Source organism: Nocardiopsis sp. CNZ308 (genome assembly GCF_004217075.1).
The window spans coordinates 4,987,487-5,007,794 of record NZ_SHKJ01000001.1 but is presented as its reverse complement, the minus strand read 5'-3'; the positions used below and the strand labels follow the sequence as shown (position 1 = coordinate 5,007,794).

General features: G+C 73.0%; 20 protein-coding genes and 1 pseudogene. 13 read left to right on the top strand and 8 right to left on the bottom strand.

Annotation, left to right across the window (positions count from 1 at the left end):
• Positions 1–152: 152 nt before the first annotated feature.
• Entirely contained in the window at positions 153–1,061 is a 909-nt protein-coding gene (locus tag EV372_RS21465) for an Lrp/AsnC family transcriptional regulator (RefSeq protein ID WP_130397477.1), read from the bottom strand.
• A gap of 494 nt (positions 1,062–1,555) precedes the next feature.
• Here EV372_RS21465 and EV372_RS21460 point away from each other — a divergent pair, with 494 nt between their 5' ends.
• The 3 genes from EV372_RS21460 to EV372_RS21450 all read left to right on the top strand — a co-directional run bounded on the left by EV372_RS21460 (position 1,556) and on the right by EV372_RS21450 (position 4,949).
• Positions 1,556–3,091 (top strand): LCP family glycopolymer transferase, encoded by a 1,536-nt coding sequence (locus EV372_RS21460; protein ID WP_130397476.1) that lies wholly within the window; start codon positions 1,556–1,558, stop codon positions 3,089–3,091.
• A gap of 127 nt (positions 3,092–3,218) precedes the next feature.
• On the top strand, positions 3,219–4,007 hold the full coding sequence (locus EV372_RS21455; protein WP_130397475.1) for a cell wall anchor protein: 789 nt from the start codon (positions 3,219–3,221) through the stop codon (positions 4,005–4,007).
• A gap of 153 nt (positions 4,008–4,160) precedes the next feature.
• Positions 4,161–4,949, top strand: a complete 789-nt coding sequence (locus EV372_RS21450) for a VldE C-terminal domain-containing protein (protein ID WP_130397474.1) — start codon at positions 4,161–4,163, stop codon at positions 4,947–4,949.
• Positions 4,950–4,998: 49 nt separating this feature from the next.
• Here the strand turns inward: EV372_RS21450 and EV372_RS21445 are convergent, their stop codons facing one another.
• Positions 4,999–5,208 carry a dodecin gene (locus tag EV372_RS21445; protein WP_013152455.1) on the bottom strand — a complete coding sequence of 70 codons (210 nt, stop codon included), beginning with the start codon at positions 5,206–5,208 and terminating at the stop codon, positions 4,999–5,001.
• 545 nt (positions 5,209–5,753) lie between these two features.
• Between EV372_RS21445 and EV372_RS21440 the strand changes: the two genes are divergently transcribed.
• Positions 5,754–5,963, top strand: coding sequence for a hypothetical protein (locus tag EV372_RS21440; RefSeq protein WP_130397473.1), 210 nt, complete (start codon positions 5,754–5,756; stop codon positions 5,961–5,963).
• A gap of 296 nt (positions 5,964–6,259) precedes the next feature.
• Here the strand turns inward: EV372_RS21440 and mobA are convergent, their stop codons facing one another.
• The 4 genes from mobA to moaA form a co-directional block, all read right to left on the bottom strand.
• Entirely contained in the window at positions 6,260–6,877 is a 618-nt protein-coding gene (gene mobA, locus EV372_RS21430; protein WP_130397472.1) for an NTP transferase domain-containing protein, read from the bottom strand.
• Positions 6,878–6,911: 34 nt separating this feature from the next.
• Positions 6,912–7,349 carry a hypothetical protein gene (locus EV372_RS21425; protein WP_130397471.1) on the bottom strand — a complete coding sequence of 146 codons (438 nt, stop codon included), beginning with the start codon at positions 7,347–7,349 and terminating at the stop codon, positions 6,912–6,914.
• Positions 7,350–7,440: 91 nt separating this feature from the next.
• Positions 7,441–8,628, bottom strand: coding sequence for an RtcB family protein (locus EV372_RS21420; protein ID WP_130397470.1), 1,188 nt, complete (start codon positions 8,626–8,628; stop codon positions 7,441–7,443).
• A 169-nt stretch (positions 8,629–8,797) separates the two neighbouring features.
• Entirely contained in the window at positions 8,798–9,805 is a 1,008-nt protein-coding gene (gene moaA, locus EV372_RS21415; protein WP_130397469.1) for a GTP 3',8-cyclase MoaA, read from the bottom strand.
• Positions 9,806–10,125: 320 nt separating this feature from the next.
• Between moaA and EV372_RS21410 the strand changes: the two genes are divergently transcribed.
• Positions 10,126–10,962, top strand: a complete 837-nt coding sequence (locus tag EV372_RS21410) for an alpha/beta hydrolase (RefSeq protein WP_130397468.1) — start codon at positions 10,126–10,128, stop codon at positions 10,960–10,962.
• Between the two features lie 134 nt (positions 10,963–11,096).
• On the opposite strand, the gene yczR is transcribed toward EV372_RS21410, so the two are convergent.
• On the bottom strand, positions 11,097–12,563 hold the full coding sequence (gene yczR, locus EV372_RS21405; RefSeq protein ID WP_130397467.1) for a MocR-like transcription factor YczR: 1,467 nt from the start codon (positions 12,561–12,563) through the stop codon (positions 11,097–11,099).
• A 258-nt stretch (positions 12,564–12,821) separates the two neighbouring features.
• Here yczR and yczE point away from each other — a divergent pair, with 258 nt between their 5' ends.
• A complete protein-coding gene (gene yczE, locus EV372_RS21400) occupies positions 12,822–13,556 on the top strand; it encodes a membrane protein YczE (RefSeq protein ID WP_130397466.1) in 735 nt (244 codons plus the stop codon).
• A 593-nt stretch (positions 13,557–14,149) separates the two neighbouring features.
• Positions 14,150–15,955: a glycoside hydrolase family 15 protein gene (locus EV372_RS21395; RefSeq protein WP_253797416.1), complete on the top strand. Its 1,806-nt coding sequence runs from the start codon at positions 14,150–14,152 to the stop codon at positions 15,953–15,955.
• Positions 15,956–16,237: 282 nt separating this feature from the next.
• Here EV372_RS21395 and EV372_RS21390 read toward each other — a convergent pair whose 3' ends face one another.
• Positions 16,238–16,879 (bottom strand): TetR/AcrR family transcriptional regulator, encoded by a 642-nt coding sequence (locus EV372_RS21390; protein WP_130397465.1) that lies wholly within the window; start codon positions 16,877–16,879, stop codon positions 16,238–16,240.
• Positions 16,880–16,982: 103 nt separating this feature from the next.
• On the opposite strand from EV372_RS21390, the gene EV372_RS21385 reads away from it, so the two are divergent.
• The 6 genes and pseudogenes from EV372_RS21385 (at position 16,983) to EV372_RS21365 (ending at position 20,184) form a co-directional block, all read left to right on the top strand.
• Positions 16,983–18,023: a medium chain dehydrogenase/reductase family protein gene (locus tag EV372_RS21385; RefSeq protein WP_130397464.1), complete on the top strand. Its 1,041-nt coding sequence runs from the start codon at positions 16,983–16,985 to the stop codon at positions 18,021–18,023.
• 273 nt (positions 18,024–18,296) lie between these two features.
• A complete protein-coding gene (locus EV372_RS21380) occupies positions 18,297–18,692 on the top strand; it encodes a hypothetical protein (RefSeq protein ID WP_253792777.1) in 396 nt (131 codons plus the stop codon).
• A 12-nt stretch (positions 18,693–18,704) separates the two neighbouring features.
• The gene (locus EV372_RS21375; RefSeq protein WP_130397463.1) at positions 18,705–18,926 is read left to right on the top strand and encodes a DUF4258 domain-containing protein; all 222 of its coding nucleotides are present in this window, start codon (positions 18,705–18,707) and stop codon (positions 18,924–18,926) included.
• Between the two features lie 5 nt (positions 18,927–18,931).
• A pseudogene (locus EV372_RS29515) lies at positions 18,932–19,069 on the top strand (DUF2283 domain-containing protein); the annotation flags it as partial.
• Between the two features lie 138 nt (positions 19,070–19,207).
• On the top strand, positions 19,208–19,438 hold the full coding sequence (locus tag EV372_RS29510; RefSeq protein WP_308210359.1) for a helix-turn-helix domain-containing protein: 231 nt from the start codon (positions 19,208–19,210) through the stop codon (positions 19,436–19,438).
• A 74-nt stretch (positions 19,439–19,512) separates the two neighbouring features.
• Entirely contained in the window at positions 19,513–20,184 is a 672-nt protein-coding gene (locus EV372_RS21365) for a uracil-DNA glycosylase (RefSeq protein ID WP_071621807.1), read from the top strand.
• Positions 20,185–20,308: the final 124 nt, after the last annotated feature.

Sequence of the window (20,308 nt, the reverse complement as noted above, 5' to 3'; positions counted from 1 at the left end):
AAGCCATGCGCGCCGGAAACACGTAAAAATGCTACCGCTGGTTACAGATACGGACGGAAGGGGCCGCCCGCGCCTACCCAGCGTGCCCGCCGCCGGGGTCACCGGCCCGCGGCGCGCCCCTCTCCGTCCGTCGCGCCGCGGATCGTCGGCCCCTAGGGCGCGACCCACTCCAGGGGACGGTCGCCCCCCTTGCGCTCCTTGCGCACCGACAGGTGGTCCCAGGACTCCACATAGCCGACCCCCGGGGTGGCGCGCACCCCCTCCAGGGCCTCCACCAGCTGGCAGCGGTCGGGCGCAGTGAGGGTGCCGATGACGTCGTAGCGCCCGAAACCGCTGGCCAGGAAGGAGATCCTCGGCATGTTCGCCAGCGCGGCCCCCAGCAGTTCGGCGTCGCCCCGGCAGCGCAGGCCGAAGCCCAGCCGCTCGTTGGCCCCCACCGCCGTGGGCTCCACCAGCGCGGTCACGTGCACCACACCCGAGTCGAGCAGCCGCACCACCCGCGAGCGGGCCGCGGCCTGCGACAGCCCCACCTGGCGGGCGAGGTCCGCGTAGGAGGACCTGCCGTCCCTGAGCAGCTGCCGCACCAGGCGCCAGTCCAGGGCGTCCAGTTCGATGTCGCGCAGCTCCCGCACGCTGCTGTGGGCGTCCTTGAACACCGAGTTGGCGCGGAAGACCTCCGCGCCGTCCACCCCCGGCAGCGCGCGCAGCTCCGAGAGCTCCTTGGTCAGGGCGGCGTCGTCGGCGACCCGCACCTGCGCCACGGCCGGGAACCGCCCGGCCGCGTGCGCGGCGAAGGTCACCGCCTCCCTCTCCCCCAGCGCGTCCAGCATCGGCCCCACGGGGCCGCTGACGCGGAACGACACGTGACTGAGGACCTCCATTCCCACGACCCCGGCGTGCAGCACCCCGACGATCCTGATCGCCCCGGACTGCACGAGCTGGCGCACTCTGGCGCGCACCGCGGTCCTCGACAGGCCGACCCCGTCGGCCAGTGCCTGGAACGTCGCTCGGCCGTCCCCTTGCAGCGCGCGCATGAGCGCGGTGTCAACCGCATCGAGCACGATGGCTTGCCTTTCGTTCCCATGACGCCGCCCTTCCCCCGGACGACGCCCCCTCCTGCGGCCAGATCATCGCAGCTGCGGCGAGCGCGCACTACTGATCGGCAAAGAAATCGGTTGATCTCCCCCTTTGGCGGCGCCGGAGGGGTCGGCCAACGCCCCATCCGCCGCGTGCGAGACACATAACAGACTTGTATAGAACATCCCTCATGACTGAGTAGCGGTGCACACAAACCCGCGCAAAGCGCCACACTGAGAACTGTCGGGCCCGCACACGCACCCCGCGGGCTCTCCACGCCCGGAGGAGGACGGCCCGCACGGTACGTCCGAAAAGCACGGGTAGGCCCGCAGGGGAATCGGACGACCCTTCTCCGGCGTGTACATAACAAAGGTTTCGGACACGAGTCCGTGCCCGCGGCGTGGCACCGCACGGCGACCGCTGCGGGAACGGCGAAGACAACGGGGCGGTCCGCCCCGCGGCTGGAGAGGAACCACCGGTGACAGCGGAGGACGATCAGCGGGACGAGGCGCCCGCGCGCCCGGGTACGGGCCGGGCGCTGCTGTGGACCGCGGCGTCGGTTCCCCTTCCCGGGCTGGCCCACCTGCGGATGCGCCGCAGGGTCGCGGGCGCGGTGATCCTGGGGGTCTACCTGGCCGGGATCCTGGGGCTGGTCGTGTGGGCGTGGCGGCTGGGCGCCGACGAGGCGAACACCATGGCGCGGCTGGCCACCATGGCGCTCCAGGACCGGTGGCTGCTGGGAGCCATGGGTGTGGTGTTCGTCGTGGCGGTGCTGTGGCTGACGGTCATCGTGCACTCGTGGGTGATCATCCGGCCCGCCGGGGCGCCCCGGAACTCGCGGGTGCTCGGCGCGGCCGTGGTGCTGCTGCTGTGCCTGACCGTCGCGGCGCCCTCGGCGCTGGCGCTGCACGGCGGCTACACGGCCTACCAGACGCTGAACAGCGTCTTCCACGCCGAGGAGGACCCCCTCCTGCCCCCGCACGACGAGGCCGACCCCTGGAACGGCCAGGAGCGGGTCAACGTGCTGCTGATCGGCGCGGACTCGGCGGACAACCGCTACGGAGTGCGCACCGACAGCATGATGGTGGCCAGCATGGACACCGCGACCGGCGACACCGTGCTGGTGGGGCTGCCGCGCAACCTGGAGAACGTGCACTTCCCCGAGGACAGCGCCCTGGCCGAGCGCTACCCCGAGCCCTACGGCTTCGACCTGCTGCTCAACGACGTGTACCAGACGGTGGCCGAGGAGCCCGAGGAGCTGGCGCTCAACCCGGACGCGGCCAACCCCTCCGCCGACACCCTCAAGAAGGTCATCGGGTACAACCTCGACCTGGAGATCGGCTACTACGCGATGGTCGACATGATGGGCTTCCGCGACCTGATCGACGCGATCGGCGGCGTGGAGGTGCTCATCGAGGAGCCGATCCCCTACGGCGTGCACGGCGGGGTGCTGGAGCCGGGCCTGCGCCGCCTCGACGGCCACGACGCGCTCTGGTACGGCCGCTCGCGGACCAACAGCGACGACTACGGCCGGATGGGCCGCCAGGGCTGCCTGATCAAGTACGTGGCCGAGCAGGTCGACCCGATGACCGTCCTGACGAGCTACCGCAGGCTGGCGGGCGCCACCGAGCGCACCCTGAGCACGGACATCCCCCAGGCCAAGGTGCCCGCGTTCGTCGAACTCGCCGACAGGGTCACCGACATCGGGAGCATGAGCACGTTCCAGCTGTCGCCGCCCCAGGTCAACACGGCCAACCCCGACTGGGAGCAGGTCAAGGCACTGGTCGCCGAGGCCGTCACCGGTGGCGGGCCCGAGGGCGACGACGTGGCCGCCGGGCCCTCCGGCGCCCCCTCCGAGGAGGAGTCCGCCGAACCCTCCGAGTCGGCCGGGCCCACGGAGGACGGCGGGCTGACCGAGTGGCAGCAGTACACGGGCCTCGACGAGGAGGAGCCCGCCGAGCCGGGCCGCCAGGTGGGCGAGGAGCCCAGCAACCTGGAGGCCCTGTGCCCCTGACCGGGCGCTGAACCCGGTGCGCGGCCCCCGCTCCCCCGAGGGGGCCGCGCGCAACCCCGCGTGGCCGGTGTCGGTCAGAGGAACGCGGACCGTTGCGGGCCGCTCACCGCCGTGTGACCCTGACGCGGTGACCCCCGCGCAGATCTGGACCCTCGTCGCGTTGGGCGCTTTCCACGGCCTGCACCCGGGCATGGGCTGGCTGCTGGCCGTGAGCCGCGGCCTCCAGGAGGGCGGTCGCGCGGAGGTGCTGCGGTCGCTGCCCGCCATCGCCGCCGGGCACGCCGCGAGCGTGGCGGTGGCGGCCGTGGCCATCACCGCCACCGGCTCGGTCACCGCGTCGGTGCTCTTTCCGGTGGCGGGCGGCACACTGATCGTTCTGGTGGGGCTGGTGATGCTGCTGTCGCGTCGGCACTTCCACTGGCGCGAGGTGCGGCTGCCGCTGTGGCAGCTGTCGGCGTGGTCGTTCCTGATGTCCTCGGCGCACGGCGCCGGGCTGATGCTGATGCCGGTGCTGGCGGGTCGGCTCGCGCACACGCACTCCGGTGGACACGGCGGGCACGGCGCCCCGGCGGAGGGGGCCGCGGCGGCGGAGGACACGGCGCGGGACCCGGCTCGGGTGGCCGGAGACGGCGGAGGAGAGGGCCCGGTGGCGGAGGCGACCGGAAGCGCTGGCGCGGAGGCTGCGGGCGGGGCGGTGGCCGAGGGGGCCTGGAGCCTCTGGGACGCGACCCTGGTCGGCCTGGCCGCGACCGGCGTGCACACGCTGGCGATGCTGGGCGCGGCGGGGGTCGCGGCGCTGCTCGCGCACGACTTCCTGGGGGTGCACGCGCTGCGCTGGCGCGGTGTGACCATGGACCGGATCTGGGCGCTGACCCTGGTCCTGGGCGGGCTGTTCGTCCTGTGGTCGATCCGGTGACCAGCGACGACGGCCTCCGGGGACGGTAGAGCCGCCCCGACGGGGGAAAAATGTCCGCGGCGCCGGAAACCCGGGGGTCCTCCCGGGAGTTGTCTCTCTGAAAACGCGCCGGCGGTGAGGGCACCGCCCGGCACGAACACGGAGGAGCGGGGCATGACACACAGCAGCTCGCGGCCCGAGCGCCGGTGGACCGGCGCGCTCATGGCCGTGGCCGTTCTGTTGGTGCTGGCCGTCGTCGCCGTCGTGAGCGCGCGCTGGGTGGCGCGCAACACCGACCTGTTCCCCGCCTCGACGCCCTGGGGGCCGGAGTGCTCGGTGTGGACGGGCGAGGTGCACGTCCGCCTGGACCGGGACCAGGCCCGGCGGGCGACCACCGCGGCCGCCGTCGCCGCGCAGGGCGACAGCGCCCCGATCGGGGCGCCCGACACCAGCGATGTCCCCGAGACGGTGTTGACGCTGCTGGAGGAGGGCCCGGAGGAGGACGCCGGACCCTCGCTGACCTGCCGTTCCACCAAGAACCCGGACCTGGAGGTGCAGGAGGGGCTGGAGCCCTCGGGCCTGAAGCCGCGCGCCCAGCACCTGCTGGAGGGCATGGAGGCGCACTTCTCCGGCCTGAGCCTGGGCGGCTACGAGCCGGGCGGCTTCGACACCGGCCACGGCGACGACTCGGCGCACTACGACGGCCGCGCGATCGACGTCTTCTACCGGCCGGTCAACGAGGACAACCGCCGCGCGGGCTGGGTGATGGCGCACTGGCTGATCGCGCACGCCCCGGACTACGAGATCGACGTGATCATCTTCGACGACCGGATCTGGAGCACGAGCTTCCCGTCGCTGGGGTGGCGCGACTACGAGGCCGACCCCGACAACGAGATCCTGCGCCACCTGGACCACGTGCACGTGGACGTGCAGCGCGGGCAGGAGGCCCCCGAGGGCGGGTGAGACAACCGCGGTCACGGCGGACACGGGCCGTGACCGCGGCCGCCCGTCCTCATTCCTCCAGGCGGAAGCCCACCTTGAGGCCGACCTGGAAGTGGGCGACGTCGCCCTCCTCGATGTGGCCGCGTATCTCGGTGACCTCGAACCAGTCGAGGCCGCGCAGCGTGGCCGAGGCGCGGTCGATGCCGTTGCGGATGGCCTGGTCGATCCCCTGCGGCGAGGTTCCGACGATCTCCGTGACGCGGTAGGTGTTGTGGGACATGTGGGACCCCCTGCGTGGTCGGTTCTCGGCCGCGCGGAGCGCGACCCCCCGCTTCCTGCCTCCCCCTAATCCCCCGGGACCACACGGAGCCCTCCCGGCGCACCCGCCTCGCGCCGACGCGGCGGGGCCGGGCGCTTTGCCCTTGGCGGGGACTCCCGGGGAACGCTGTTGGGGCTGGCTTGACCCGCGTTCGCATCCCGCATATCAGGTGATATGAGCGAAATGCCAGGTAGTTGACGATATGGGACTTGAGACCCTGTATTGGCGGGACTCTCCCGAGACAACGTCGTAACTGACTCTTGACGTACACCGGGGGGCATCGGTGTACATTGGGTCCTAGCGCTTCGGTCCCCCGTCGGAGCGCGGGAGCGGTGTTCCGAGCCCCCGTTGGAGCACCGCCTGCGACGCCGGGTGGTTTGCCCCCGTAACCACCCGGCGTCGCCTTGTGTCCGGCCCCGGGCCGCCCGCGCGGGCGGCCGGAGGCGAAGACCCGAACGTGCCCGTGGCTTGACCATGGAGGCAGTTTCCCGGCTTGGGGGTCAGCATTGGGTAAACCGGCGCAGGCGCAGTGCTCGCGGCGCGGGTGCCGCGCCGAGGCGACGTGGGCGCTGGTGTGGAACAACCCCAAGCTGCACACCCCCGACCGGCGCAAGGTGTGGACGGCCTGCGACGAGCACCGCGAGTACCTGTCCTCCTTCCTGGACATGCGGGGGTTCCTGCGCGAGACCGTCCCCATGGACGAGTTCGAGGGCTGATCGGCCGGCGGGAACCGTCATCGCGCACTCCGGGCGCCGGGGTCGGCGTGGGACTCCGCGGCGGGCCTCGGGCCCCCGCGCGGTCTCGGGGAAGCAGGTCGAGGTAGGGCAGCGGGAGCAGCGCCCCGCGGCCGTCCCCGCGCCGGGCGGTCCGGTCCAGGTGGGCGGTGCGCACGGGCAGGGGCACGGCCCGCAGGACCGGCAGGACCTGCGCGGGGGCGTACCTGAGCAGGCCGCGGATGTCACGGGTGCCGCTGGGACCGGCGGGATAGCGGGTGGAGTAGCCGGGGCGGCGCTCAGCCGGTCGGCGGCTCCAGGATCCGGCGGGCGCGGTCGAGGTCGTCGGGGGTGTCGCAGTCGGCCACGGCCAGGTCGTCGGCCAGGGCCACCGCGCGGGGGGCGAGGGGGCCGAGCAGCCCGTACAGGGAGCGCCCCCGGTAGTCGGCGAGGGCGGCGCGCACGGCCCCGGTGCGCCATACGCCGGTGAGCCACTGCTCGCGTCCGGCCGAGTCCGCGAACACCGCGCCCGCGCCGTCGGCGTCCTGGTCGGCGGCGGCGAGCAGGGCGGCCAGGTGACCGGGCTCCAGGTGGGGCAGGTCGGCGGCCAGCAGCGCGAACCGGGGGGTGCGCACGTGCGGCAGTCCGGCGCGCAGCGCGGGCACGGGGCCGGAGCCGGGCGGGTCCTCGCGGACGTAGAGCGCGCGCGGGCTCTCGCGGGGCGGACCGACCACGATCACCCGTCCCCCGTCCCGCGTCCCGGCGTTGTGGGCGCGGACGGCGTTGTGGGCGCGGACGGCGTCGGTGACCCGTTCCAGCAGGGTGCGTCCGGCCACGGACAGCCCGGGCTTGTCGGCGCCGCCCATGCGGCGGGCCGCGCCCCCGGCGAGGACGACGGCGTCCAAGGTCTCGTTCATGCTCCCAGCATGGCCCACGGCGTCGGCGGCGCGCTCACCCCTCCGTCTCGGCGAGCCCGTCCATCACGTCGTCCAGGACGGTCCGGCGGTGGTCCATCGACATCAGCCGCAGCTCCTTGAGCGCGGGCACGGTGTCCACGCTGGCGCCCTCCGAGCCCCGCACCGTGCACACCCGCATGCAGTGCTGGGTGGGCTGGCGCCAGAAGTCGCGCTCCTCGACGGGGGCGATGCGGTACACCGTGGCCGGGTACGTGACCGGCCTGCTCGGGGAGTACCAGTGCTGGGTGCGGGACAGCACGAACCCGGTGAGGAGCGAGTCGAACACGCCGCCGGTGGCCAGGTCGGCCAGGGCCTCGCGGTCCCCCTCCCGGCGGCACTCGTCGCAGCCGTCCAGTTCCGCCCTCAGCAGCCAGCGGGCGCGGGCGTGGCTCACCTCGGAGTTCTTGAGTTTGCTCGGGTGTCGGTGTCCCATGCAGGGAAGGGTACGCCGCTCCCGGGGCGCCGTCCGTGCGGACGGAGCGCTCCGGAGGCGGACGCCCCGAAGGCCGGGCCCGCGCACCGCCTCAGCCCTTGACGCACACCACCTGGCGCAGGTGGGCGACCACCTCGACCAGGTCGGTCTGGGCCTCGATCACCGACTCCAGGTCCTTGTAGGCGGCGGGGATCTCGTCCACGACGCCCCGGTCCTTGCGGCACTCCACTCCCCTGGTCTGCTCGGCCAGGTCGGCCTCGGTGAAGGTCCTACGGGCCTTGTTCCGGCTCATCCGCCGCCCCGCCCCGTGCGAGGCGGAGTTGAACGAGGCCGGGTTGCCCAGTCCGCGCACGATATAGGTGCCCGTCGCCATGGATCCCGGGATGATCCCGAGGTCGCCCTTACCGGCGCGGATGGCTCCCTTGCGGGTGACGAGCACGTCCACCCCGTCGTAGGTCTCCTCGGCCACGTAGTTGTGATGGCAGGAGATCCACTGCTCGAAGCGGGTGCCCGGGACCTGCTCGGCCAGGGTGCGGCAGGCCAGGCCCATCATGACGTCGCGGTTGCGCCGCGCGTACTCCTGGGCCCAGAACAGGTCCCGGCGGTAGGCGTCCATCTCGGGCGTGCCGGTGACGAACACCGCCAGGTCGCGGTCGGGCAGGTCCTGGTTGTGCGGCAGCGTCTGGGCGCGCTCGATGTGGTGGGAGGCCAGCTCCTTGCCGATGTTGCGCGACCCGGAGTGCAGCACCAGCCACACGGCGCCGCCGTCGTCCAGGCACACCTCCAGGAAGTGGTTGCCGCCGCCGAGGGTGCCCATCTGGCGCAGGGCGCGCTCGCGGCGGGGGTGCACGGCGTCGGCCAGGGCGTCGAACCCCGCCCAGAAGCCGGACCAGTCGGCCTCGCGCAGGGCGGGGACGGCGGCGGGGTCGACCGGTTCGTCGTGGGCGTGGTAGCCGACCGGGATCACGGCCTCCAGGGCGGAGCGCAGCCGCCGGAGGTCGTCGGGCAGGCGCTCGGCGGTCAGGTCGGTGCGCACGGCGGTCATGCCGCAGCCGATGTCCACGCCGACGGCGGCGGGGCTGACCGCGTCGCGCATGGCGATGACCGATCCGACGGTGGCGCCCTTGCCGTAGTGCACGTCGGGCATGACGGCCAGTCCGTGCACCCACGGCACGCGGGTGACGTTGCGCAGCTGCTCCATGGCCGCGGCCTCGACCTCGTCGGGCGCGGCCCACATGCGGATGGGAACGCGTTCCCCGGAAACCTCGGTGTAGGGCATGTTCAGGCCACCTCCCCTTCCCGGCACGGCCTGTGCGGTCGTTCGTACGGGGCGCGTACGCGGTCGCGCCCCTGGGACATCAAGCCAGAGCCGACCGGAGGAGGCAACGGGTTTTGGGGCGGGGCGGGCGCGGGGTCCGGGCGCACCGGTGGCGTGCCGCGGGCGGGGTTCAGCCGCCGATGGCCGACATCGGCCGGGACGGCTGGAGGAAGCTGGGGTCGTTGATGCCGTGTCCGGGCAGCTTGGCGGACACCGCGGCGGTCCAGCTCCGGGCGATCTCCTCGTCGGTGGCGCCGCCCCGCAGCAGGGAGCGCAGGTCGGACTCCTCGCGGGCGAACAGGCAGTTGCGCACCTGTCCGTCGGCGGTGAGGCGGACGCGGTCGCAGGCGCCGCAGAAGGGCCGGGTGACCGATCCGATGACGCCGACGGTGGCCTGTTCCCCGTTGGGGAAGCGGGCTCCGCGCACGTGGAAGAGTTCGGCGGGGGCGCTGCCGCGCGTGTCGGCGTCGGCCGCGTCGAGCGTGAACTCGGTTTCGAGGGTGGCGAGGATCTCCTCGGCGGTGATCATGGTGTCGCGCCGCCAGCCGTGCTGGGCGTCCAGCGGCATCTGCTCGATGAACCGCAGCTCGTAGCCGTGCTCGATGCAAAAGCGCAGCAGGTCGGGGGCGTCGTCGTCGTTGACTCCGCGCATGAGCACCGCGTTGACCTTGACGGGGGTGAGCCCGGCCCGGGCGGCGCTCGCCAGGCCGTCGAGGACGTCGTTGAGCCTGCGGCGGCGGGCGAGGGTCTCGAACACGTCGGGGCGCAGGGTGTCGAGGGAGACGTTGACGCGGTCGAGCCCGGCCTCGGCGAGGGCGGGGGCCATGCGGGCCAGCCCGATGCCGTTGGTGGTCAGGGCGGTGTGGGGTCGGGGCTCCAGCGCGGTGGTCCCCGCGACGAGGCCGGGCAGGCCTCGGCGGAGCAGGGGTTCTCCGCCGGTGAAGCGCACCTCGGTGATGCCGAGGCGGGTGACACCGATGCGGATGAGGCGCAGGAGTTCGTCGTCGGTGAGCAGTTCCGGCTTGGGCAACCACTCCAACCCCTCCGGTGGCATGCAGTAGGTGCACCTGAGGTTGCAGCGATCGGTGAGCGAGACCCGCAGGTCGGTCGCCACTCGTCCGTAGGAGTCGGCCAGCACGGGCGTCACCCTCTCCAGTCCGGGTTGTCGGGCGGTCCGTGTACGGAGGTGTACCCGGTCCGAGGGGTACCCATAGATAAGCGTAGAAGATCCCTTTAAGCGGCGGGCAGTCCTGATCGTGCCATATGCCGTTTTTCGTGGGCCAACACGAGACACCGGTCGGCGTATCGGGTGATCCCACACCCCCTGAAGCCACGGGCCGCGCGGTCCCGCCCCACCCTGCCGCACACCGGCCCCGCCGCGCCGTAGGGTGACCATCCGACGGTCGTACACGGCTTCGATCGTCGCAGACGAAGGCTCGGGCGAGGAGGCGGGACACGGTGATCACCACACGCGAGTGGGCCCTGGCGGGCGGACCGGACGGTTCTGGGAAGCTGGCGGCGCGGGCGTGGGCCCCGACCGAGGGCGAGCCGACCTGGCTCGCGGTGCTGGTGCACGGCTACGGCGAACACCTGGGCAGATACCACGCGGTGGCCGAGGACCTGGTCAGAGCGGGCGCGGTGGTCTACGGCGCCGACCACCGCGGGCACGGGGGCTCCTCCGGTGAGCGGGTGCTGATCGACGACTACGCGGGCGTGGTCGAGGACGTGCACCGGCTGGTCACCCAGGCGCGCACCGCCTACCGGACGCTGCCGCTCGTGCTCATCGGCCACTCCATGGGCGGGCTCATCGCCTCCCGCTACGCCCAGACCCACCCCGAGCGGCTGAGCGCGCTGGTGCTGTCCGGGCCGGTGCTGGGCCGGTGGGAGGCCCTGGAGCGGCTCGCCGCCGCCGAGGAGATCCCCGACACCCCCATCGACCCGTCCACGCTCTCGCGGGACCCGGCCGTGGGCGAGGCGTACGTGGCCGACGAGCTGGTCTGGCACGGACCCTTCAAACGCGCCACGGTGAACGCCATGCTCACCGAGATCGAGCGGGGTCTGGCCGCCGGGAGCGTGGGACCGCTGCCGCTGCTGTGGGTGCACGGCTCCGACGACCGGCTGGTACCGCTGGAGGGCACGCGGGTGGGCGTGATGGCGATCATGGGCGAGGACTTCACCGCGCGGGTCTTCCCCGGCGCCCGGCACGAGGTGTTCAACGAGACCAACCGCGACGAGGTGCTGGGCGAGGTGGTCCGCTTCGCCCAGCGCTTCGCCGTGCCCGCGGGCGGCGCCTGAGGGGCGTGCCGAAGCGGCCGCCGGCCCGGCACCGACGTGTCCACAGGCGCGGATCCGGGGTGGTGCCGGGGCGGCCGGGCGTGGTGAGCTGTTGGCAAGGGGACCTCGTGCCTTCCCCTCCCTTCGGCGTGCCCTCACACGTACAGCTGTCCCCGGGGCTGCGCCGGGTGGACCAGGGTCTCGGTGTAGGCGGCGGCCAGGCGCTCCACGGCGTCCACGAGCACGTCCGGCGGCTGGGTGTAGGCCAGGCGCAGGTAGCGCTCCAGGGTTCCGTCGGCGCCGAACACCGGCCCGGCGGCCGGGTGCACCCCGTGCCGGATCGCGGCCGTGGCCAGGGCGCTGGCCACGGGGTGGGGCAGGGTCGCCCACAGCACCAGCCCGCCCCCGGGCACGCTGGGCCGCCAGTCGGGGAGGCGCTCGCGCAGCGCGTGCAGCAGCGCGTCGCGGTTGCGGCGCAGCTGGCGGCTGCGCTCGGCCCGGATGCGCAGCACGTCGGAGAGCAGGTGGGTGGCGGTGAGCTGGTCCAGCACCGCCCCGGCCAGGTCGAAGCGCTGACGGGTGGCCATGAGCCGGGCCACCATCGGCGGTGTGGTGCGCACCCATCCCACCCGCAGGCCGCCCCACAGCAGTTTGGCCACCGACCCCACCGTCAGCACCCGGCCGTCGGTGTCGTGGGCGGCCACCGGCGCGGGCAGGTCGCCGGAGTCGATGGCCAGTTCCGCGACCGTCTCGTCGACGACCAGGTGGGTCCCCGCCCGGCGCGCCTCGCGCACCAGGACCCGGCGCTCCTCGTCGTCCATCAGGGCGCCGGTGGGGTTGTGGAAGTCGGGGATCAGGTAGGCCAGGCCGGGTTTCCACTGGCGGAACGCGTCGACGAGGTACTCCATGTCCCAGCCCTGCGGGGTCACCCCGACCGTGCGCACCCGCGCCCCGGCCCGCCGGATGGCGTCCAGCGCGTGCGGGTAGGTGGGCGACTCCACCAGGACCTCGTCGCCGGACTGCACGAGCATGTCCACGGCCAGCGCGACGCCCTGCTGGGCGCCGTTGGTGACGAAGATCTGCTCCGGGGTGGTGGGCAGCCCGCGCTCGACGTAGCGCCGGGCGATGGCGTGCCGCAGCTCGGGCAGTCCGTAGGGGTAGTAGCCGAGCCCTCCCACGTGCGCGGCGAGCTGTTCGGCGGCCCGGAACGCGGCGGCGCGCAGCCCCTCCACCGCCGGGGGCGCGGCCACCCCCAGGTCGATGTGCTCGGCGGTGGGGACGAAGGGCGAGGGCTCGCTGGTCGCGGAGTCGGGCAGGACGGTCCAGCTGCCCGCGCCCTGCCTGCTCTCCAGGAAGCGGTTGTCGCGCAGCCAGGCGTAGGCGGCGGTGACGGTGTTGCGGCTGACCCCGAGGGCGGCGGCGAGGTCGCGTTCGGCCGGGAGGCGGGTGTTGGTGGGCACGCGGCCGTCCAGGACCAGTCCGCTGACGGCGCGGGCGATGGCCAGGTAGAAGGGGCGCTCCACGGGCGCCTCGCCGATGAGGCGCGCCAGCAGACGCCCGTTGATCCGCCGGGTGCCGCCCCCGGAACGCTCCGCCGCGCGGTGAGCGCCCTGTCTCGCCATGCCGTCCCCTGCCGCCGCGTTGAAAGGGCCAGTTACCTGGATTGGCTCTTCATTCCAGGCGCCACATCCGCCACGATACCCAGGTGGCCCCCTTACTGGACCCGGGCCCGGCGGGGGAGCCAACGGGGACGGCGAACGGCCCGGCCGGTCGCCGCGCGCGCCCCGGACCGCCGCCACCGGCCGCGCCCCGCCGGAACCGCGTGCCCGTGTTCCCGCGCGGGTTCTCATCCGATGATCCCAGGAAAGACAGGTGTTTCCGTGACCGCACAGCCCCGCCCCGCCCGTGACGCGGCCGCCGCTCTGCTGGGCCGGGTGCTGGTCGCCCCCGCCCTGCCCCGGCCCCGGCTGCGCCGCCTGGCGCAGCTGTACGCGGGCCTGGTCCTCTACGGGCTGAGCGGCGCGCTGCTGGTGCACGCGGAGCTGGGCGCGATGCCCTGGGACGTGCTGCACCAGGGGTTGTCCCGCCAGACGGGGCTGTCCATCGGCACGTGGAGCGTGCTGGTGGGCGCGATGCTGATGCTGCTGTGGATTCCGCTGCGCCAGAAGCCGGGTCTGGGCACGCTGAGCAACGTGGTCGTCGTGGGCATGACGGTGGACCTGTTCCTGTGGCTGCTGCCCGAGACGGATTCGCTGGTGGTGCGGGTGCTGCTTCTGGGGCTCGGGGTGGTGGTGTGCGCGGTCGCGACCGGCTGCTACATCGGCGCCCAGCTGGGGCCGGGCCCCCGGGACGGGCTGATGACCGGTCTGGCGGCCCGGGGGTGGTCGGTGCGCCTGGCCAGGACCGTGATCGAGGTGACCGTCGTGGTCACCGGCTTCCTCCTGGGCGGAACCGTGGGGGTGGGCACGCTGGTGTTCGCGGCGGCGATCGGGCCGCTGGCCCAGGTCTTCCTGCCCCTGATGCGCGTGCCCGATCCGGCCGCCGGGCGGTCCGGTCCCCGCCGGTCCCGGGGAACCGAGCGCGGGAGTGCGCCGGGGCCCGTGCACCCGGAGTGAGCCGTCCCGGAACGAACCCGTGCGGAGGGGCGGCGGTACCGCGCGGTACCGCCGCGCGCCCACGGCCGCGACGGACCGTTCCGGCGCACGGGGCGCCCCGTGCCCGCCGCGGGTGCTCGGCTCCGGCGGCCCGGCGGGGTTGCGGACGCGCCGAGTACGCCCATTCCGGCGGGCCTTGGCCTTCCCGTCACCGGATCTTGATCACCGCGTCATAACTTCTGGTCCAACAAACTCCCCCATTCCGCCACATACTTCGCTGCACCTGCCGGTGCACGTGCAACTGCGGGTGGCGCCCCTCCGGAGGAGGGGGGAAGATGGGGACCGCGGTGAACGGAAAGGACCGTGTTCGGGACGGTTCCTGGGCACCGGCCTTTTCGGCTGCCTCCACCTGGGCACACTACCGGGTGGAAGGCGAGCGGCGGCTGGTGCGGAGGCGGAACGTGGCCCGAACGGCGCCTGGCGGCGGTGCCGCCCCCCATGGCGGGCAGGAGGCGGGACCCCGGCGGGACGCGCACACGGGTGCGCGCGCGGGCGGCCGTCGCAGGGCACCGCGCACCCCACGAGGCGCCGACCGCAGAGACCATGACGACGTGATGGGGGTGAGCCGCGTGCCCGGCTGGATCGAAGACTACGCAATGATCGGCGACATGCAGACCGCCGCGCTGGTCGGGCGCGACGGGTCCATCGACTGGGCGTGCCTTCCCGACTTCGACTCCTCGGCCTGTTTCGCCGCGCTGCTGGGCGACGAGCAGAACGGCTGCTGGACCCTGCGCCCCGCCGAGGGCGAGGCCCGCGCCACCCGCCGCCGCTACCGGGGCGACACGCTCATCCTGGAGTCGGAGTGGGACACCCCCTCCGGGTCGGTCCGGGTCATCGACTTCATGCCGCCGCGCGGCGGCGCCCCGCACATCGTGCGCATCGTCGAGGGGCTGAGCGGCTCCGTGCGCATGGAGACGACCATGCGCATCCGCTTCGACTACGGCCACGTCGTGCCGTGGGTGCACCGGACCGGGACCGAACTGGTGGCCATCGCCGGGCCCGACGCCATCTGGCTCAGCACCCCCATCTCCCTCCAGGGCCACAACTTCACCCACGACGCCACCTTCACCGTCACCGCGGGCCAGCGGGTGCCCTTCGTGATGACCTGGCACCCCTCCCAGGTGGAGGAGTCCGACCACCTGGACGCGGAGAAGGCGCTCTCGCGCACCGAGCGCTTCTGGGAGAAGTGGGTCAACCAGTGCACCTACGAGGGCCCCTACCGCGAGGCGGTGATCCGCTCCCTCATCGTGCTCAAGGCCCTGACCTACCGCCCCACCGGCGGGATCGTCGCCGCCCCCACCACCTCCCTGCCCGAGGAGATCGGCGGGGTGCGCAACTGGGACTACCGCTACTGCTGGCTGCGCGACGCCACCATCACGCTGGAGGCGATGATCCGCTCCGGCTACAAGGACGAGGCGCTGGCCTGGCGCGAGTGGCTGGTGCGGGCGATCGCGGGCGAACCCCAGCTCATGCAGATCATGTACGGCATCCGGGGCGAGCGCAGACTCACCGAGTGGGAGGCCGAGTGGCTGCCGGGCTACGAGGCCTCCCGCCCGGTCCGGATCGGCAACGCCGCCGTGGGCCAGTACCAGCTCGACGTCTACGGCGAGGTCATGGACGTGCTGCACCTGGCCCGCCGCCACAACATCCGCGGCGGCGACTACCTGTGGGGCCTCCAGCGCTCGCTGGTCAACTACCTGGAGTGGTGCTGGGACGAGCCGGACGAGGGCCTGTGGGAGGTGCGGGGGCCCCGCCAGCACTTCGTGCACTCCAAGGTGATGGCCTGGGTGGCGGCCGACCGCGCGGTGCGCAGCATCGAGGAGTTCGGCAAGGAGGGGCCCATCGAACGCTGGAAGGCCCTGCGCGACACCATCCACGCCGAGGTGTGCGAGTACGGCTACGACCCCCAGCGCAACACGTTCACCCAGTACTACGGCAGCAAGGAGCTGGACGCGGCGCTGCTGCTGATCCCCGAGGTGGGCTTCCTGCCCTACGACGACCCGCGCGTGGTCGGCACCATCGAGGCGGTGCGCAAGGACCTGATGGTGGACGGGTTCGTGCTGCGCTACCGCACCGACCTGGACGACTCCGCCGACCAGCTGCCCGGCAACGAGGGCGCGTTCCTGGCGTGCAGCTTCTGGATGGCCAACGCGCTGCTGTCGATCGGCCGCCAGGACGAGGCCCGCGAGCTGTTCGAGCGGCTGCTGTCCCTGCGCAACGACGTGGGCCTGCTGGCCGAGGAGTGGGACCCGCGCGAGAACCGCCAGGTCGGCAACTTCCCCCAGGCGTTCAGCCACGTGCCGCTGGTGACCACCGCGCTCAACCTGTCCACCCGCCAGGGGGGATGGCGCGCGGAGTAGACCGCGCCGCCCGGCCGCCCCCGTCCAGCCGCCCCCGCACCGATCCGTCTCCCCCGGCCACCTCCCCCGCCCGCTCTCCGCCCCCACCGGAGCGAGCGCGCACCAGAGCGGACGCGCGCCCCCGCGCCCACCGGCCCCGGGTCCCCGGGACCGGAGCGCGGGGGCGTCGCCGTGTCCGGGACACGGCCGTGGCCGCCCGACGCCGCCGTGCGGGGCGGCCGTAGGGCGCACCGCAGGTGTGGGCGGCGCCGCGGGGTCCGGGCTCCGAAGCGGCGCGGGGGCTCAGTCCCGGCGGAGGCGGGCCAGCGCCGGGATCATCCGCTCGCCGATGTCCTCCGGGCCGGGGAACACCCGGGTCACGGCGCGCTGGTGGGCGAGCCCGTGCAGGCCCAGCCACAGCCCGACCGCGTCGGCCTCGGGGTCGGTGCTGGTGGAGATCCCGGCCTCGACGCAGGCGGCGAGCGCCTCGCCGAGCACGCGCAGGCTCGCGTCCCCGAGGCTGACGAGGTCCCGCTCGGTCACCGACGAGTCCCCGAGCGTGGGCATCCACAGGCCGCCGAACATGGTGCGGTACCGCTCGGGGCGTGAGCGGGCGAAGCCGAGGTAGGCGTGGCACGCGGCGTACAGGCGTGCGCGGGGGTCGCCGCCCGCCCGCGCCACCGCCGCGTTCAGCGCCTCCTCCAGCTCGTCGAAGGCCCGGCGGACCACGGCCAGCATGATGGCGGGCTGGTCCGCGAAGTGCGGGTAGATCGACGGCGCCGCGATCCCGACGCGGCGCGCGAGGGACCGCAGGGTGATGGCGCGCTCGTCCCCCGTCTCGTCGAGCATCTCCACCGCGGCGTCGACGATCTCCTCGCGCAGGCGGCCGCCCTGGCCCCGGCGGTTACGGGTGCGCGGCGCGGAGGCTTCCTTCGTGTCCTTCATGGTGTCACCTTACGGCTGGAAGTCGATGTGGTCCGTCTTGCATCCTTGAGTTTACGCCTGTAAGTTTACGAGCGTTAGCAAGACGGTTCCGACAGGAGTCCCCATGAACGCCACCACCACCGCCACCCAGGTCCTGCTTCCCCGCCGGGTCGAACCCTCCGGCCTCCAGGTCCGGCTCCGGGAGCTGCCCGCTCCCGGAGCCGGACACGTCCTGCTGCGCATGGAGGCGACCGGGGTCTCGTTCGCCGAGCAGCAGATGCGCCTGGGCAAGTACTTCGACCAGCCCCCGTTCCCGTTCGTGCCGGGCTACGACGTCGTCGGCACCGTCGAGGCCGCCGGTCCGGGCGTGGACGCCTCCCTCGTCGGGCGCCGCTTCGCCGCCGTCACCAAGACCGGCGCCTGGGCCAGCCACCTGCTCCTGGACGCACGCGACCTCGTGGCGGTGCCGGAGGGGGCGGACCCGGCGCGGGTCGAGACGCTGCTCGTCAACGGCATCACCGCCTGGCAGATGCTGCACCGCACGGCCCGCGTGCGACGGGGCGGCACCGTCGTCGTGCTGGGCGCCAACGGCGGCGTGGGCACGGTCCTGGTCCAGCTCGCCCTGCACGCCGGGATCACCGTGATCGGCACGGCCGCGCCGCGCCACCACGAGGCCGTGCGCGCGCTCGGCGCGACCCCCGTCGACTACCGGGACCCGCACGTGTACGACAGGATCCGCGACCTGGCGCCCGAGGGCGTGGACGCGGTGTTCGACCACGTCGGCGGCAGCGGTCTGGTCCGCTCGTGGCGCCTGCTGCGGCGCGGCGGCACACTCGTCTCCTACGGCACGGCGTCGACGAAGGACGTCGAGGGCGGTTCCCGGCTACCCGTGCTCGCGCTCTTCGGCCGACTCCTGGTGTGGGACGCCCTGCCCAACGGCCGGAGCGCCCACTTCTACAACTTCTGGGCCGGACGCGGCCGCCGCGCCGACGCCTTCCGCGCCCGGCTGCGCGAGGACCTGACCGAGGTGCTGCGGCTGCTCGCCGACGGGGTCCTGGCACCGCAGGTGGCCGCCCGCGTCCCGCTCTCGGAGGCCTCCCGCGCGCTGGCCCTCGCCGAGTCCCGCACGGTCGTCGGGAAGGTCGTGCTCGTCCCCGACGCGTGAGGCCCGCGCGCCGGACGGCCCCGCCGCCGGTCCATGGTCCTCGCTGTCGGTGGCGCCGCCCGCAGTACGTCGCTCGTCCACGACATCCGTCCGCGCCGGGCGCGAAGCCCGGTCACCGAACACATTCACGCCCACGTGCGCCAGTGGCAGAACCCATCCGGAAGGCGGGTGCGGGGAGACGGCCATGATTCCGGTGCGCAACGCTCCGAGACTCCGGTGCGATTGTGCCGTTCTTCTGCGCCGTCCCCTCACCTCGGCCTGGTCTCAGGCCCCATGGGACAGACCAACGCCCCGCCCGACTACGTCTTCCTTCTCGGGCGGGAGATCGGAGTGGACGGAGACGTCCTTTCGATACGTGATCCAGCGCTGCGTGTGCTGGCTGTGGACCAAGTGCCCTGCGAAGTGGAACTCGGTGTGGCCCTCGCACTCTTGGAGACCAGCGGAGCAGAACGGCTCCAGCAGGTACTCCTGGAGGTCGTTCGCCCCTCCGGGGAGGTCGCACTGGCCATGAGCGGAAAGGCCGACACACCCCCTTCCAGCCATGCGGGTGTCTGGGCCAGCCCTCTTCACGTGGTGATCGACGAGACCGGTGAATGGACCGTGAGGGCGCGTGCCGGCGGAGTCCGGGCCGTGCGGGCGGTCCACGTCGTGTTGAAGGCGACGGAGTAGATGCCTCCGCGTATGACCACTCATCTTCTCGAGAGGATGCGGCAAAGGCGCATCGCCGAAGAAGACGTCCTGGCCGTTCTGCAACGCCCCTTGGCGGAGGAACGCGACGCCGAGAACAACTCCTACAAGCTGTACGGGCACACCGGTGACGGCAGGAAGATCTACGTGGCGGTGAAGGACACAACCTGGGGAACGCCAGACCCTGTGATCAAAACGGTGGTGGAAGTATCGTGATTCCCATGGCAGCGCCTCGGAGAGTGACGATCGACCAGGAAGCGGACGCGGGTTATCTGACTCTCACCGACGCTCGCGTGGAGAGAACCCTCGATCACGGTCCGTTCGTCGTGGACTACTCCGCTGACGGTCGGCCGGTCGGGGTGGAGGTCCTCACTCTGGGGCGCCCTCTGGACACCACGGCCCTCCTGGAGGTTCTGCGGGAGTCCGGAGCGACGGACCCGGACACACGAGCGTGGGTGAACGCGTTCGCCGCCCAGATCCTGGGGCTCGATGACCGGGTGCCCGCCCCGTCTCTTCGGCGCGGACCGAAGGCACATCATGAGGAGGTGCGCTTCCTGACCGTCGCGGAGGTCGCCTCGATCATGCGCGTGTCGAAGATGACGGTGTACCGCATGGTCCATTCCGGAGTCCTCCCGGCGATCCGGGTGGGCCGCTCCTACCGGGTCCCCGAACGCTCCGTGCACGAGTACGTGGACGAGACGGGCTCGCGGCTCCGCGTCCTCGGGTGAGGAAGCGCGCTCCCGGGAAGGGGGCAGGCCCGAAGCGGACGTGGATGTCGCTCGCTGCCGCTAGTGTTCTGGCCATGCCGAAGGACCTGAAAGAAATCATGGACAGCGGTTGGGCCGAGGCCCTGGAGCCGGTCGCGCCGCAGATCGCCGCGATGGGCGACTTCCTGCGCCAGGAGGTCGCGGAGGGCCGCACCTACCTCCCCGCCGGTGAGAACGTCCTGCGCGCCTTCAAGCAGCCCTTCGAGGACGTGCGCGTGCTCATCGTGGGCCAGGACCCCTACCCGACCCCGGGCAACGCGGTGGGTCTGAGCTTCTCGGTCGCCCCGGACGTGCGCCTGCCCGCGAGCCTGCGCAACATCTACAAGGAGATGGTCGACGACCTGGGCGTGCCCATGCCCTCCAACGGCGACCTGACCCCGTGGACCCGGCAGGGCGTGCTGCTGCTCAACAGGGTGCTGTCGGTGGAGCCGGGCAAGGCCGGTTCGCACCGGGGCAAGGGCTGGGAGGCCGTCACCGAGCAGGCCATCCGGGCGCTCGCCGAGCGCGACAAGCCGCTGGTGGCGATCCTGTGGGGGCGCGACGCCCGCAACCTGCGCCCGCTGATGCCGGGCGTGCCGTGCGTGGAGTCCGCGCACCCGAGCCCGCTGTCGGCACGGAACGGGTTCTTCGGCTCGAAGCCGTTCAGCCGCGCCAACGAGATGCTCAAGGAACAGAACTCCGACCTGGTGAACTGGGAGCTGCCCTAGCGGATCCCACCACGGGAGCACGCTCACTTCTCCCCGACCCCCGAAACCCATGCTGGCCTGCGGACTCGGCACCACCCCCGGTGCCGGGTCCGACCGTGTTCCCCCACCCTCCCTCGAAGCCGGA